13 protein-coding genes are annotated in these 14,084 nt (G+C 72.8%); 3 read left to right on the top strand and 10 right to left on the bottom strand.

All coding sequences use genetic code 11. The annotated features are described in order from the left end of the window. Positions 1 to 146 precede the first annotated feature (146 nt). The gene (locus AC4BGE_RS10100) at positions 147 to 1,679 is read left to right on the top strand and encodes a DEAD/DEAH box helicase (RefSeq protein ID WP_490575199.1); all 1,533 of its coding nucleotides are present in this window, start codon (positions 147 to 149) and stop codon (positions 1,677 to 1,679) included. Positions 1,680 to 1,704: 25 nt separating this feature from the next. Here the strand turns inward: AC4BGE_RS10100 and AC4BGE_RS10095 are convergent, their stop codons facing one another. After that, the gene (locus AC4BGE_RS10095) at positions 1,705 to 2,493 is read right to left on the bottom strand and encodes a ParA family protein (RefSeq protein WP_490569180.1); all 789 of its coding nucleotides are present in this window, start codon (positions 2,491 to 2,493) and stop codon (positions 1,705 to 1,707) included. 62 nt (positions 2,494 to 2,555) lie between these two features. Between AC4BGE_RS10095 and AC4BGE_RS10090 the strand changes: the two genes are divergently transcribed. Continuing rightward, on the top strand, positions 2,556 to 3,320 hold the full coding sequence (locus tag AC4BGE_RS10090; protein WP_490575198.1) for an SDR family NAD(P)-dependent oxidoreductase: 765 nt from the start codon (positions 2,556 to 2,558) through the stop codon (positions 3,318 to 3,320). A 22-nt stretch (positions 3,321 to 3,342) separates the two neighbouring features. On the opposite strand, the gene AC4BGE_RS10085 is transcribed toward AC4BGE_RS10090, so the two are convergent. The 6 genes from AC4BGE_RS10085 to AC4BGE_RS10060 all read right to left on the bottom strand — a co-directional run bounded on the left by AC4BGE_RS10085 (position 3,343) and on the right by AC4BGE_RS10060 (position 10,001). Beyond that, on the bottom strand, positions 3,343 to 4,383 hold the full coding sequence (locus AC4BGE_RS10085) for a MaoC family dehydratase (protein ID WP_490575197.1): 1,041 nt from the start codon (positions 4,381 to 4,383) through the stop codon (positions 3,343 to 3,345). Between the two features lie 64 nt (positions 4,384 to 4,447). Next, positions 4,448 to 4,621 carry a DUF5302 domain-containing protein gene (locus AC4BGE_RS10080; RefSeq protein WP_490569183.1) on the bottom strand — a complete coding sequence of 58 codons (174 nt, stop codon included), beginning with the start codon at positions 4,619 to 4,621 and terminating at the stop codon, positions 4,448 to 4,450. A gap of 86 nt (positions 4,622 to 4,707) precedes the next feature. Beyond that, a complete protein-coding gene (locus tag AC4BGE_RS10075; protein ID WP_490575196.1) occupies positions 4,708 to 5,766 on the bottom strand; it encodes a hypothetical protein in 1,059 nt (352 codons plus the stop codon). Positions 5,767 to 5,781: 15 nt separating this feature from the next. Beyond that, positions 5,782 to 6,975 carry an acyl-CoA dehydrogenase family protein gene (locus AC4BGE_RS10070; protein ID WP_490569185.1) on the bottom strand — a complete coding sequence of 398 codons (1,194 nt, stop codon included), beginning with the start codon at positions 6,973 to 6,975 and terminating at the stop codon, positions 5,782 to 5,784. Between the two features lie 139 nt (positions 6,976 to 7,114). After that, a complete protein-coding gene (locus AC4BGE_RS10065) occupies positions 7,115 to 8,671 on the bottom strand; it encodes an endonuclease/exonuclease/phosphatase family protein (protein ID WP_490575195.1) in 1,557 nt (518 codons plus the stop codon). Positions 8,672 to 8,855: 184 nt separating this feature from the next. Next, positions 8,856 to 10,001, bottom strand: a complete 1,146-nt coding sequence (locus AC4BGE_RS10060; protein ID WP_490575194.1) for an endonuclease/exonuclease/phosphatase family protein — start codon at positions 9,999 to 10,001, stop codon at positions 8,856 to 8,858. Between the two features lie 93 nt (positions 10,002 to 10,094). On the opposite strand from AC4BGE_RS10060, the gene AC4BGE_RS10055 reads away from it, so the two are divergent. Further along, the gene (locus AC4BGE_RS10055) at positions 10,095 to 11,174 is read left to right on the top strand and encodes a glycosyltransferase family protein (RefSeq protein WP_490575193.1); all 1,080 of its coding nucleotides are present in this window, start codon (positions 10,095 to 10,097) and stop codon (positions 11,172 to 11,174) included. Here AC4BGE_RS10055 and AC4BGE_RS10050 read toward each other — a convergent pair. The 3 genes from AC4BGE_RS10050 to AC4BGE_RS10040 are packed head-to-tail and all read right to left on the bottom strand — an operon-like array spanning position 11,121 to position 14,073. Continuing rightward, on the bottom strand, positions 11,121 to 12,314 hold the full coding sequence (locus tag AC4BGE_RS10050; protein ID WP_490569189.1) for a hypothetical protein: 1,194 nt from the start codon (positions 12,312 to 12,314) through the stop codon (positions 11,121 to 11,123). The two genes, AC4BGE_RS10055 and AC4BGE_RS10050, sit on opposite strands and share 54 nt — an antisense overlap. Continuing rightward, a complete protein-coding gene (locus AC4BGE_RS10045; protein ID WP_490569616.1) occupies positions 12,314 to 12,514 on the bottom strand; it encodes a DUF6752 domain-containing protein in 201 nt (66 codons plus the stop codon). The genes AC4BGE_RS10050 and AC4BGE_RS10045 overlap by 1 nt, the downstream gene beginning before the upstream one ends. Before the next feature lie 5 nt (positions 12,515 to 12,519). Beyond that, a complete protein-coding gene (locus AC4BGE_RS10040; protein WP_490575192.1) occupies positions 12,520 to 14,073 on the bottom strand; it encodes a class I SAM-dependent methyltransferase in 1,554 nt (517 codons plus the stop codon). Positions 14,074 to 14,084 lie beyond the last annotated feature (11 nt).

The raw sequence follows: 14,084 nt of genomic DNA, 5'->3' as shown, positions 1-14,084 counted from the left end.
CCCTACCGATACAGTGGACTCATCCGCGCACGCAGACGTGCGCGAGGGTGTGCGGTCGAGGGGCCGCACACCGGCATGTGCGCGGCAGGCCGCATCGTCGAGTCCGCCGCAAGTGCAACGAGCTCCCGACGAAAGCGAATGACTACGTGACCACCTTCCGTGACCTCGGCGTGCTGCCGGGGATCTGCGACGCGCTCGAGCGCGCCGGCATCACCACCCCCTTCGCCATCCAGGAGATGACCCTGTCGGTCGCCCTGATGGGCACCGACCTGATCGGGCAGGCCCGGACCGGCACCGGCAAGACGCTGGCCTTCGGCATCCCGGTGCTGCAGCGCAGCGTCGCACCGACCGACCCGGCCTACTCCGACCTCCCGCAGGGCAAGCCCCAGGCGCTCATCGTGGCGCCCACCCGCGAGCTGGCCCTGCAGGTCTCCAACGACCTCCACCTGGCCAGCAAGGACGTGGGCTTGCGGGTCCTCACCGTCTACGGCGGGGTCGGCTACGACACCCAGCTCGAGGCGCTCGAGTCCGGCGTCGACATCGTCGTGGGCACCCCCGGGCGACTGATCGACCTGGCCAACCGCCGGGCGCTGGACCTCTCCCACGTGCACGCGCTGGTGCTGGACGAGGCCGACGAGATGCTGGACCTGGGCTTCCTGCCCGACGTGGAGCGCCTGCTGGCGATGACCCCGGAGACCCGCCAGACGATGCTCTTCTCGGCCACCATGCCGGCCGCCATCGTCTCGCTCGCCCGGACCCACATGCGCCACCCGATGAACATCCGCGCGGAGTCCTCCTACGACACCACGATGGTCCCGGCCACCGCCCAGTTCATCTACCAGGCCCACGACCTCGACAAGCCGGAGATCATCGGCCGGGTTCTCCAGGCCGAGGACGCCGACAAGATCATCGTCTTCACCCGCACCAAGCGGCAGGCCCAGCGGGTCGCCGACGACCTGGCCGAGCGCGGCTTCGCCGCGAGCCCGCTGCACGGCGACATGGCCCAGGTGGCCCGGGAGAAGGCGCTGACCAAGTTCCGCGAGAACAAGATCCGGGTCCTGGTGGCCACCGACGTCGCCGCGCGCGGCATCGACGTGGCGGGCGTCTCGCACGTCATCAACTACACCTGCCCCGAGGACGACAAGACCTACGTCCACCGGATCGGGCGCACCGGCCGCGCGGGCGCCACGGGCACCGCGATCACCTTCGTCGACTGGGCGGACCTGCACCGCTGGAAGATGATCAACAAGGCGCTCGACCTGCCGTTCGACTCCCCGCAGGAGACCTACTCCACCTCCGAGCACCTCTACCAGGACCAGGGCATCGCCCCGGGCACCAAGGGCCGCATCGTCGACCCCGCCCCGGTCGAGCGCGCCCCGCGCCAGGGCGGCCGCGACTCCCGCCGCGAGGGCGGGCGCGACGGTGCCCGCGAGGGCGGCCAGCGCGGCCGCGAGCGGGACCGCACCCGGACCCGCAGCCGCAACGGCCAGGCCGTCGAGGGCGCCGTCGCCGAGACCCCGGCGGCGAGCGCCGGCACGGGACCGGCCGCGGACGCGGCGGGCGCCTCCGGCGAGGACAGGCCGGCGCGCACCCGCCGTCGCCGTCGTCGCCCCTCCGGCTCCCGCGAGGGCGGGACGTCGGGCGAGAACGGCGCCACCGCCGGCGCCACGAGCGACTGATCGGCGGGCCGGCGGCCGCCGCGGCTCAGCGGCCGGCCGCCTCCCGCTCCGCCCGCGCCAGCAGGTTCCTGGCCACCTCCCGGTAGGCCACCGCGCCCTTGCTGGTGCGTGCGGTCGACAGGATCGAGCGGCCCGCGGCCGGCGCCTCGGCGAACTTGATGGTCTTGGGGATGGGCGGCTCGATGACGGCCAGGTCGTAGGTCTGCGCGATCGTCTCCAGCACCTTGCGGGCGTGGTTGGTCCGGCCGTCGTACATGGTCGGCAGCACCCCCCACACCACGAGGTCGCGGTTGGTGAAGCGCCGTACGTCGTGCACGGTGTCGAGCAGCTGACCGACCCCGCGGTGCGAGAGCGTCTCGCACTGCAGCGGCACCACCACGCCGTCCGCGGCCGTCAGCGCCCCGACCGTCAGCACGCCCAGCGACGGCGGGCAGTCCAGCAGCACCCAGTCGTAGGTGGCACCGTCGCGGGCGAGGTCCTCCAGCATGGCCCGGACCGCCTGCTCGCGGCCCGTGCGGGTGAGCAGGTCGGCCTCCGCGCGCGCCAGCTCGATGGTGGCCGGCAGCAGGTCGGGTCCGTCGGGGGTCTCCAGCAGCACCTCCGCGGCGGCGGTCCCCTTGGTCAGCACGTGGTGGACCGAGAGGTCGAGGTCCTCGGGGTCGACGCCCAGGGAGAACGTCAGGCAGGCCTGGGGATCGAGGTCGACCAGCAGGACCGACTGGCCCTCCTCCACTAGCGCCGCGCCGATCGAGGCGACGGACGTCGTCTTGGCGACCCCGCCCTTCTGGTTCGCTACCGCGAGTGTCGTCGTCATGGCACGACCCTCCTGTGCCGAGGCCGCTTGCTGCAAGCGCGCCACACCGCAATGCTGGGGCCATGACCTCCCCCACCGCGCTCGTCACCGGCGCCACCGCGGGCATCGGCCGCGCCTTCGCCCACCAGCTCGCCGCAGGCGGTCACGACCTGGTGCTCGTGGCCCGGGACGGCGGACGCCTGGAGGACGAGGCCTCCGAGCTGGCCGCGCGCTACGGGGTCGCGGTGGAGGTGCTGCGGGCCGACCTCGCCGACCGCGCGCAGCTGCGTCGCGTGGAGGAGCGGCTGGCCGACCCGGACCGCCCGGTCGACCTCCTGGTCAACAACGCCGGCTTCGGCCTCAAAGGACGGTTCCTGGACAACCCGGTCGGGGCCGAGACCGAGATGCTCGACGTGCTGGTCACCGCGGTGATGCGGCTCAGCCATGCCGCGCTCGGGGCGATGGTCGCGCGTCGTCGCGGCGGCATCATCAACGTCTCCAGCGTCGCGGCCTTCCTGCCGCGCGGCACCTACTCCGCGGCGAAGGCCTGGGTCAACCAGTTCGGGGAGTGGGCGGCCGCGGAGTACCGGCCGCGCGGGGTGACGGTGACGACCCTGTGCCCGGGCTTCACCAGGACCGAGTTCCACGAGCGGATGGACGTGGGCCGGGGCTCGGCACCCGACTTCATGTGGCTCGACGCCGACGACCTGGTGCGGCAAGCCCTGCGCGACCACGCCCGCGGCCGGGTCCTCTCGGTCCCCGGGCGTCAGTACAAGGCGATCATCGCCGCCACCCGGCTGGTGCCGAACCGGCTGATCCAGCCGCTGCAGACCCTCGGCCGGAAGTGACCGGCGCCGGCCGGCGGCCGGCTCAGTGCGGGACGAGGGCCCAGTAGTCGAGGTCCAGCAGGACGCCCTCGGCATGCTTGCCGTCCGCGCCCCGCAGGGTCATCGACTCGTCCCGGCCGCGGGTCGCGACCAGTCGCAGCCGCAGCGCGCCCACTCCCGGCGCGAGGTCCTCGGCCTTGCCGAGCACCTCGGACCAGGCGTGCACGGTGTCGCCGGCGAAGGCGGGCGAGACGTGCGAGCCGCCGTTGATGGCCGCGATCAGCTGGGCGTTGGCGAGACCGTTGAAGGAGAGCGCCCGGGCCAGGGAGATGATGTGCCCGCCGTAGACGAGCCGCCGGCCGTCGGGACGCGCCTCGGTGTTGAAGTGCACCTTGGCGGTGTTCTGCCACAGCCGGGTGGCCATCATGTGCTCGGCGTCGGTGAGGGTGACCCCGTCGACGTGGTCGATCCGCTCCCCCACCTCGTAGTCCCCGAGGCGGTGCGGCTCCCCCGCCGCGACGGTGTCGTACTGCGTGAAGTCCAGGCCGGCGGGCACCACCAGCGAGCCGGGCTCCACCACGGTGGCGAGCTCGGGGACCACCGTCTCGGGCGCCGGTGCCTCGGTGTCGCGCTTGTGCACCATCACCCAGCGCGCCCACTCCAGCGCCGTCTCGCCGTGCTGGTCGGTCGCGGTGGACCGGACCCAGACCACGCCGGTGCGGCCGTTGGAGTTCTGCTTGAGGCCGATCACCTCCGACCGGGTCCGCAGCGTGTCGCCCGGCACCAGCGGGCGGTGGAACCGGCACTCGGCGTAGCCCAGGTTGGCCACCGCGTTGAGCGACACGTCGGGCACGGTCTTGCCGAAGGCGACGTGGAAGCCGATGAGCTCCTCCACCGGGTGCGCGGAGAGACCGACCGAGGCCGCGAACTCCGCCGACGAGGCGACGGCGAAGCGGGCGGGGTAGATCGCGCCGTAGAGGGCGCGATCACCCTCGGTGAGGGTGCGCGGGGTGGCGTGCTCGATGACCTGGCCGAGGCGGAAGTCCTCGAAGAAGTTGCCCGGGTTGGTCTTGCTGTGGCTCATGGGGCATATCCTGCCCCATCCGCCCGCTCTCCCGGACGCCTGCCCACCCCTGCCCGGGACCGGGTCAGGCGCCGCCGCCGCCGGCCTTGCGGCGATGCATCTTGGGAGCCGCGCCGCCGCTCACCTCGGGGCCGTGCGCCTTCTCGTGGACGGGGCCGTCCTGGTGCACGCCGCGCTCGTGGGAGTTCTTCTTGTCCAGCGCCTCACGCATCTTGGCCTTGAGGTCGTCGTTGTCCATGACAGCTCCGTTCTGTGGTGGGCGGGTGAGTGGCCGAGGTCCCCACTGTGCCACGGGCCGCCCAGCACGTCAGCCGGGTTTCCGGGTCAGCCCGCCGCCGCGGCCGCGGCCCGCGCCTGCGCCCGCTCCTCCTCGTCGCGACGGATCACGTCGGCGAGCAGACCGGCCAGCCCGACCAGCGCGGCCTCGGTCACCTCGGCCTCGGGGACGGTCGCGGGGTCGATGCCTGGTACCTCCACCGGCTCCAGCTCGGACCAGTCCCCCACGAGCCGGACGCCGAGACCCTGGAGGCCCTGGACCATCTCCTGGGCGTGCTCGCGCACCCAGGGAGCCACCGGGAGACCGATGGAGGGCTCGGCCGACTTGCGGCCGGCCAGGATCGTCTTGGAGAGCAGGCCCTTGCGGAACGGCGTCCCGGCCGGGAAGGGCAGGTCGTGGGCGTCCAGCAGCTCGTTGAGCCGGCGCATCACCTGCGCGGAGGCCGCGCCCAGCGACTCGTTCTGGGTGGGGGCGGGGGCGAACCCGCCGGGGTCGGTCCCCAGCACCGAGGCGAACCGCTCCCAGAGCAGGTTGCGCGGGGCCCCGGGGTGCGGCAGCGTCAGCAGGGTCACGTTCTCGGGACCCACCACCTCCCCCCAGGTGCGCGCCATCCGGACCAGGTTCTGCTGGCGCCAGAAGGTCCGCCCGGCCTCGTCCACCGGCGCCGCCGGGTCGCGGTGCCCGGGGCGCATCGCCACGATCCCGGCGAGGTACTCCTGCCAGGTCCAGGTGCGACCGTTCTGCAGGGTCTCCTGCCACATCGCGGCGATGGAGCGGTTGAGGTCGCGGGCGGTGATCACCACCTCGATCTCGCCCGCGACCGTCTCCCGGACCCGCCGGGCCGCCGCCGGCCTGGCGGGACCGAGGTACTCCATGGAGATCACCGAGGTGCCGGGGTGCTCCGAGACCTTGGCGGCGTGCTTGTCCCACATCCGCCCCTGCCCCTCGAGGAGGTGCTTGACGGCATAAACCTGGCTGAGCCACTCGCGGCCCGGCACGAGCACACCCCGACTGCGCAGCATCGCCTTGTTGGCGAAGAGGCGCGACTGGATGAACGTCGTGCCGGACTTCATGGCTCCGACGTGGAGGACGAGACGGCCCGGCATGGTGGTGATCCTAGGTCAGCGGAGCTTGTACTCCTTGAGCATGCTCCGCCCGATGATCATCTTCTGGATGTCGGAGGTCCCCTCACCGATCAGCATGAAGGCCGCCTCCCGGTAGAGACGCTCGATCTCGTACTCCTTGGAGTAGCCGTAGCCGCCGTGGATGCGGAAGGAGGCCTCGACCACCTCGTTGCAGTACTCCGAGGCGAGCATCTTGGCCATGCCGGCCTCGACGTCGTTGCGCTGGCCCGAGTCCTTCTTGCGCGCGGCCTTGACCATCATCGCGTGGGCGGTCTCGACCTTGGTCGCCATCTCCGCGATCCGGAAGAGGATCGCCTGGTGCTCGGCGATCGGCTTGCCGAAGGTCTCGCGCTGCTGGGCGTAGGCGACCCCGAGCTCGAAGGCCCGGTTGGCGATGCCGCAGGCGCGGGCGGCGACGTTGACCCGGCCGACCTCGACGCCGTCCATCATCTGGTAGAAGCCCTTGCCGGGCTCCCCACCGAGGATCTGGTCCGCCGAGATCTTGTGGCCCTCGAAGATCATCTCCGTGGTGTCGATGCCCTTGTAGCCCATCTTGTCGATCTTGCCCGGCACGGTCACGCCCTGGGCGGTCTCGCCGAAGCCCGGCTCCTTCTCCACCAGGAAGGTCGTCATGTTCTTGTAGACCGAGTCGGCACCCTCGTCGGTCTTGACCAGCACGGCCACCAGGGTGGAGGAGCCACCGTTGGTCAGCCACATCTTCTGGCCGGTGATCTCGTAGCCCTCGTCGGTCTTCGTGGCCTTGGTCGAGATCGCGGAGACGTCGGAGCCCAGCGACGGCTCGGACATCGAGAACGCGCCCCGGACCTCGCCGGTCGCCATCCTCGGCAGGTACTTGCGCTTCTGCTCCTCGGTGCCGTGCTTCATCAGCATGTAGGCCACGATGAAGTGGGTGTTGATGACGCCCGAGACGCTCATCCAGCCGCGGGCGATCTCCTCCACGCACAGCGCGTAGGTGAGCAGCGACTCGCCGAGACCGTCGTACTCCTCGGGGATCATCAGCCCGAAGATGCCGAGCTCCTTGAGGCCCTCGACGATCTCGGTCGGGTACTCGTCGGCGTGCTCGAGCTCGGTGGCCACCGGGAGGATCTTCTCCTCCACGAAGGTCCGCACTGCCTTGAGGATCTCGGTCTGGTCCTCGGTGAGGTCCTCGGTCTGGCAGAGGCGAGGCATGCGGGTCACTCCGTTCGTCGGGGGGTGCGTCGCGCAGATGCTAACCGACCCTTCCCCGCCCTCCCGCCCGGTGCACGCGTGACGGGCACGCCCTCCCGGGGGAAGGCGTGCCCGTGGCACGAGGTGCCGGCCCGGCCGGTCAGCGCAGGTCGCGGAAGATCTCACCCGCCTGCTGGAGGTTGAGCGGGCCACGGCTCTCCGAGAGCCGGGTCTGACGCCGGATGATCGACTTGCGCAGCTGACGGTTGACGTCGAGCCGCAGCGCCGGCTTGTTGCCGTTGCGGACCAGGACCAGCGTCGTGGGGCGGGCCAGCTTGGACCACTTCTTGCTGCAGGTCTTGCCGCACCGGCGCACCCAGGACCCGTTCGTCTTGGCGAACGCCTTCTTGAGCTTGCGCTCCTGCGGGGTGAGCGTCCCCGAGCGGGTGGTCAGCTGGACCTTGACGCCACGCTCCCCGGCCTTGAGCAGCTCGCGGTAGAGCGCCGGCAGCGCCAGGCGGGTGGTGGCCATCTGGATCTTGTCCCCGGGCTTGGCCTCGGCGAGCGGCTTCTGCAGGGCGTTGAGCACCGCGCGGCGCTGCGAGGCGTAGCCGGAGAGGTCGTTCTGCACCGTGGTGACCAGCCCGGCGGCGTCCACGGTCCAGCTGAACCCGGCGACGACCGCCTTGTGGTCCGAGTTGAGCTCGAGCGGGTAGTGGACGTCGGCCTTCAGCTGGTCGGTGCCCTTGAGGAAGATGTAGTCGATGATGGCGCCCTTGCCGTCGTAGGTCGGGAAGCGGGTGCCGAGGAGGTCGTAGGTCGGCACCAGGCCGGCCTGGGTCAGCAGGTCGGCGGCGTAGTCGGAGCCGAGGTGGTGCATGTTGAAGTCACCGCCCACCAGGACCGGGCCGTGGTCGTCGAGCTTGTCGACCAGTGCGGAGAGGGCCACCAGGCCGGGACGCCGCACGTCGGGCATGCCCTTGGTCTTGGGGGCGAGGTGGGCCGAGACCAGGGAGAGGACGCGCCCCTCGGGCGACTGGAGCGTCACCCAGTTGGCCGAGCGGCGACCGAGCTCGGTCTGCTTGCCCTTGGGGATGCCGCGGTGGTCGGAGAGGATCTCGGTGCCCTGGAGGAGGGGGCTCCACTTGTCGGTCCGCCAGGCCACGGGGGTGGCTCCGGTGTACTGGCCGGGGGTGCGGAACATCGCGTAGCCCGGCGGCGGCGCGAGGTTGACGTCCTGGCGGAAGGCCACCTCGTTGTAGGTGATCAGGTCGGGGGCCTGGGCCCGGACGGTGACGACGTCCGCCTGGAACCCCACCACCGACTGCGGCGACTCGAGGTTGGCCTGGACGACCGTCAGGTCGGAGCCGGTCACCGAGGGAGGGAAGGTCGGCTCGGGGGCGGGCACCGGCGGCTCCGTCGGCGTCGGGGTCGGCGTCGGCGTGACGGTCGGGGTCGGCGTCGGTGTCGGGACCGGCACGGTCGGCGTCGGCGTCGGCGTGACGGTGGGGGTCGGCGTCAGGGTGGGGGTCGGCGTCAGCGTGGGGGTCGGCATGTTGACCGAGGCCAGCGGCGTCCCGGCGGACGCACCGGCGCCCGCGGCGCCGAGCCCGGTCACGCCGAGGGTCCCTGCCGTCAGCGCCAGCACTCCGGCCGCCGCGGTCGCTCCACGGGATCGGCGACGACGAGGCGTGCGGGAGAGGGGGGCGGGAATCACAGGGCGCTCCTTGCTGCTCGGGACGAGGTCGGGGCGCTCAGCCCCGAGTCACACACATCACACCAGTCACAACAACCCCAGGGAACCCCTTCGGGCGAATTCCACCGGTGGAATTCGCCGGCCCCTCCCAGGGTCGTCCCCTCCAGCATGCCTCGGGCCCGGGCGGATCGGTGAAGTCGCGGCCTCAGTCCACGTGGGCGGTGGCGCTGATGAAGAAGTGGTCGCTGACCCGGCGGGCCACCGGGGAGGTGTCCATCCGGTAGTTGCTCCAGGTCACCCCGGTGCCGGCCACCCAGTCGACGGCGAGGTGCCCGCCCGGGGGCTGGCAGGAGCCGCCGGCGTAGGAGCCGCCCTGCGGGGTGGTCATCCCCGCCGGGCCCACGACCTGGCAGTAGAACTCCTGGCGGTCGTTCATGTCGCCGGTGAGGATGATCGGGATCCCGTCGGCCTTGAGCCGGTTGACCACCCCGACCGTGGTGGCCTGGGCGCGCCGCCGCTCGCCGAGCGCGTTGCCCTGCCCCGGCGAGGGGTGGGTGTTGACGACGTAGAACTGCTGCCCGGTCAGCTTGTGCCTCAGCTTGACGATGGGCTGGGGCCGGGGCCGTCCCACGAAGGTGATCGTGTAGCTCTCCCCCGACAGGAACTCGAACTTCGCCGGGTCCCAGAGGATCGAGTTGTCGGTCTCCTTGACCCCCCACTCGAAACCGGGGTAGGCGGACATGCCCGTCATCGCCTGCAGGGCGCGCAGCTGGTCGTCCTGGAGCTCCTGGGTGCCGAGCACGTCGACGCCGTGGCCGCGGATGTAGCCCACCGCCTGGCCGTTGCGCACCGAGGCCGGGGGGAACCTGCGCCGCTCCCCGCCGGGTGCGGTGTGCTGGCTCCCCAGGACGTTGAAGCTGCCCACCACCATCGTGAACGGCGCGCCCTGCATCTTCTTGCGCTCGCGGCGGGCCCGGATCCGCTCCTTCTTCGCCTCGCGGGCGGCCTTCCGCTCGGCGAGCTGGGCCGGCGTCCAGACCTTGCGCCAGGGCCGGGGACCGGTGTCGAACCGCATCAGGTCGGCCGTGCGCCGGTAGGCCTTGCGGGCCTTCGCGATCCTCCGGGCCGCTGCTGGCCGCAGCGCGCCGTCGGCCTTGACCGACCGGTAGGCCGAGGCGTCGAGGGGCGCTTCGACCTGGACGGCGGGCGTCGGGGCGGCCGCGGGCGAGGCGCCACGCTCCTCCACGAGGACCGCAGCCAGGACGACTACTGCCAGCAGGCACACGGCCATGAAGCCCGCCACCAGGACCCTGTTCCCACCCCCACGGGCCTTGTGGCTCGGATCGGGCATGCGCGGAGTTTACACAGCGCCGGGCGGCGGGCACCCAGTCGCGGCGGGGCCCGGGAGGAGCCCTCGCAGGTCGTCCTTGGCTACCCTCCACACATGCTCATGACGGTCTCCACCATCCTCGACAGCCCCGGCAACGTCGAGCACTTCGTCCGCGCCAACCTGGCGATGGGCGTGGACCACATGGTGGTCTTCCTGGACGCCCCGAAGGCCGAGCGACAGGACGAGGTCCGCGCCTGGCTCGCCTCGGTGCCCCAGGTCACCGTCGCCCCGGCCGGGCGGCAGTGGTGGCAGGGCAAGCGCCCCAAGAGCCTCAACGTGCGCCAGCGGATCAACGCCAACGCCGTGGTGCACGCGCTCGCCGACCAGCCGTGGGCCTCCTGGGTCTTCCACCTGGACGGCGACGAGGTCTTCGCCGGGGACCGGGGGGTCCTCGACGCGCTGCCGCCGAGCACCGGCGCCGCCTGGCTCACCCCCCTGGAGGCGGTCAGCGAGCCCGATCCGCCCGGCCGGCCCGTCCTCTTCAAGCGCCTGCTGGACGACGCCGACCTCAACCTGCTCCACGTGCTCGGGCTGCTGGACGCCCCCACCAACGGCTCCTACTTCCACGGTCACGTGAAGGGCAAGTCGGGGGTCCGCCCCTCCGCCGGGCTGCGGCTGACCCTGCACGAGGCGGTCGAGCCCTCGGGCCAGGTGGTCGACGGCGCGGCCGACCCGGCGCTGCGCGTCCTGCACTACGACGCGATCTCGGGAGCCGAGTTCGTCCGCAAGTGGACGGCGATGGTGGGCGCCGGACCGGCGGGCTTCCGGCCCAACCGCGCCCCGCTCGCCGAGGCGCTGCGCACCCTGGTCGCCAAGGACCTGCCGCCCGAGGTGGCCGAGCGGCACCTGCGCCGCCTCTACGAGGCCACCACCCGCGACCACGTGGAGACCCTCTCCGAGCTCGGGCTCCTGGTCCGGGTCGACCCGGCCGAGGGCACCCACCGGCCCCAGCCGCTCCAGGGCCAGCAGCGCGCCGCCCTCCTCGCGGGGCTCCAGCGCCTCGCGGCCGAGCCCAAGGGCTGGCTCAACGCCGAGGCGCAGCAGCCGGGCGAGCGGGAGCGGGAGCGCGGCGGCCTGCGCTCAGGACGCGCCCGCTGGGCGCGCCGGACGACCCGGCGCCGTCTCCCCGACTGAGCCGCCTCCCCGCCGCAGGAGGCGCCGCAGGCCGCCCGCGAGCACCGCGCGGCCGCGCGGGCGGGCCGACCCCGCGGACGGCGCGGCCGAGCCGGCCGGGTCCGCCCCGTCGCCGGGCGCGCGCAGGCGCCGTACGTCGTCGAGCAGCCTGCCCACCAGGTCGACGGCGACCTGGGCCACCTCGCTGTCGGTCACCGAGGCCGGCACCCGGCGCTCGGGCAGCTCGTCGGGCACCAGCAGGTGCTCCACCCGCCCGTGCACGGCGAACCCGCCGTCGGTGAGCAGCTCGACCGCCCGTCTCCCCCGCGCCCGGCAGTCCTCCACCTGGTCGGGCTCGGGCCAGAAGCGCTCCCCGGCCCGCGGGACCAGCCGCTCGTCGGCCAGGAACGTGCGCAGGTAGACGCCCTTGTCGAAGGCGCGGTCGAAGGGGTGGTCGGAGTCGCGCAGCGAGAGGTTGACCCGCCGCAGCGTCTCGGCCTCGACGACGCCCATCGAGGCGTTGGGGAAGGAGGCGGAGAGGTCGAAGGCGTCGGGGCGCACGCCGAGCAGGCCGGCGAAGCGGTGCCAGATCTCCTCCCGCGGCGCCTGCGGGTCCAGCGGCAGCACGTGGATCCGCTCGGGCGGCACGGCCTTGCCCCACCGGCGCAGGACCAGCGCGAGATCGAGGGTGCGCCAGTCCCAGATCGCCTCCGGGCTCCGCGACTCCGAGCGGCCGTAGTCGGCCATCGCGACGGTGCCGCCGTTCTTCAGGCTCTCCTGCCAGCTGGCGGTGAAGAGCCCGAGAGGCTCCCGGGCGGTGACCACCACGTGCACCTCGGCCGGGGCGAGGGCCTCGACCGCGGCGCGCGCCTGCCGGGGCGAGGCGGCGGCGAAGAACTCGTGGCTGACCAGGCCCGTCCCGTCCGCCGCGGCCAGCTCGGTGCGGATCCGCTCCCAGGAGGTGGCGTGGTGCTCGGGGTGCCGGTGCAGGTGCGGGTCCTCGCGCACCACGCGGGAGGCCCAGAGGTGGTCGCGGCGCTCCCGCCCCGGCACCACCACACCCGCGGCGCGCAGGGCGTCGCGGTTGCTCCAGATGATCGTCTGCAGGTAGGACGTCGCGGTCTTGGGCAGTCCGATGTGGAGGAGGACCCGCTCGACCACTACAGGCTCTCGTTGAACCGGGCGATCGCCTCGGAGATCCGCTGCTCGTCGCGGCTCGCCATCGGGATGAGGAGCTCCTGCACCAGGTCGGTCAGCTCGGCCAGTCGCACGTTGTGCTGGCGGAGCTCCGCGAGGTCGGCCTCGAGGTCGGCGACCCTGCGCTCCAGCTCGGCGATCCTGGTGCCGCGCACCGCGTCCATCACGTTCACGGGCCCCACTCTGCCACGAGTCGGTCCACGCGGCCGTCCTCGCCTCCGCGGACGTTCTGCTCCCAGGTCACCTCGGTGGCGCCCCAGGCGCGCCACTGCTCCGCGACGACCTCGGGATCCACCCGGCCGATCCGCCACTCGCGCTCGACCGAGGACTCCCCGACGTGGAACTCCGCGACCACCACGCCGCCGGTCCTCAGCGACATGGAGCAGAACCGGGCGAAGGTCTCCCGGGCGAACGGGTCGACGGCGTCGAGCAGGTTCCTGGCCAGCACCACGCGGGGTCGCGGGTCGCGGGCCAGGGCGGCTCCCTCGGAGAGCACCGAGCGCAGCTCGGCCAGGTTGAGGTAGCCGGCGGAGAAGGACCCGGCGTAGTCCGCCGCGAGCTCCTCGGCCTGCTCCAGCAGCTCAGGCACGTAGTCGTAGGCGAGCACCTCCAGCCCTTCGCGGGCGAGCCAGAGCGCGTCGCGGCCCGAGCCGGCTCCCACGTCGAGCACCTGGGCGCCACGTTCGGCGGCCTCCCGGGCCACCATCCGGGCGGCCTTGGAGGCGCGCGGCTTCAGCGCCTCGTCGAACCGGCGCAGGTAGCGCCGCTGCCACTGCTTCTCGTTGACCCGCAGGCCGCGGAACCAGTCGTTGAGCGCCCGCGAGGTGCGTTCCGGGGTGGTGAACTGGAAGGCGGGGTCGGGGACCTGCCAGGCCGGGCCGTACATCGCCTCGAGGAGCTTCCCGGGCCGGGCCGGCACCGGCAGCGACCGGCCCTCCAGGGTCGCGGTGCCGAGCGGGTGGATCCACTCCTCCTCGAACTCGACCCCCACCTCGCCCATCAGGTAGAGGCGGCCGCCGGTGAAGAACCCGCCGAAGACGTCGAGCCCCCGGACCGAGTCGCCCTCCGGGACCTCGATCTTGAACGCGGCGCCGCTGTAGCGCTGGGTGGCGTAGCCGAGCGCGACCACCTCCCGCTGGAGGCGGAACGACTCGCGGCAGACGTCGACGGGGTCGCGGTAGCGGCTGACGTAGGCGACGTCGGCGTCCGAGTCGTGGCCCAGCACCCGACCCTCGCGGACGGCGCCGAGCAGGGTGCCGTAGGCGAGGAACGGCTCGGCGCCGGCGGCCGCGAGGACCCGCAGCACCTCCTCGGTGGCGTCGACGAGTGCCTCGATGTCGGAGCCGCTGCGGCTGTCGAAGGTGGGGACCAGCCGCCCGGACTTGTCCATCCCCACCGCGGCGCCGCGGCGGTTGACCACGCGGATCGACTCCTGGGAGGTGCCGAAGGCCATCTCCTGGCACCAGAGCACCTCGGCGGTGGCGGAGTCGCGCACCGTCAGCACGGTCCGCCCCTCGAGGAACTTCTGCAGGGGCGCCGGCCACTCGACCTGCCGTCGCCGGCCCCGCGCGCCGCTCGCCTCGGTGTCGCGCAGGACCCAGAAGGACCAGACCCGCTGCTCGCCGAAGAGCACGTCCACGGCGCGGTCCCGGGAGGCGATGAGCGTCAGCCCGGTCTCGTCGACCGTGATGACGCGCGGGGCATCCTCCCCCTGCTGCGTCACGACCATCCGGC

The organism is Nocardioides sp. Z50_6 (assembly GCF_058215755.1).
Note: the sequence above shows the minus strand (reverse complement) of the source record. Positions and strands in the feature narration are given on the sequence as shown.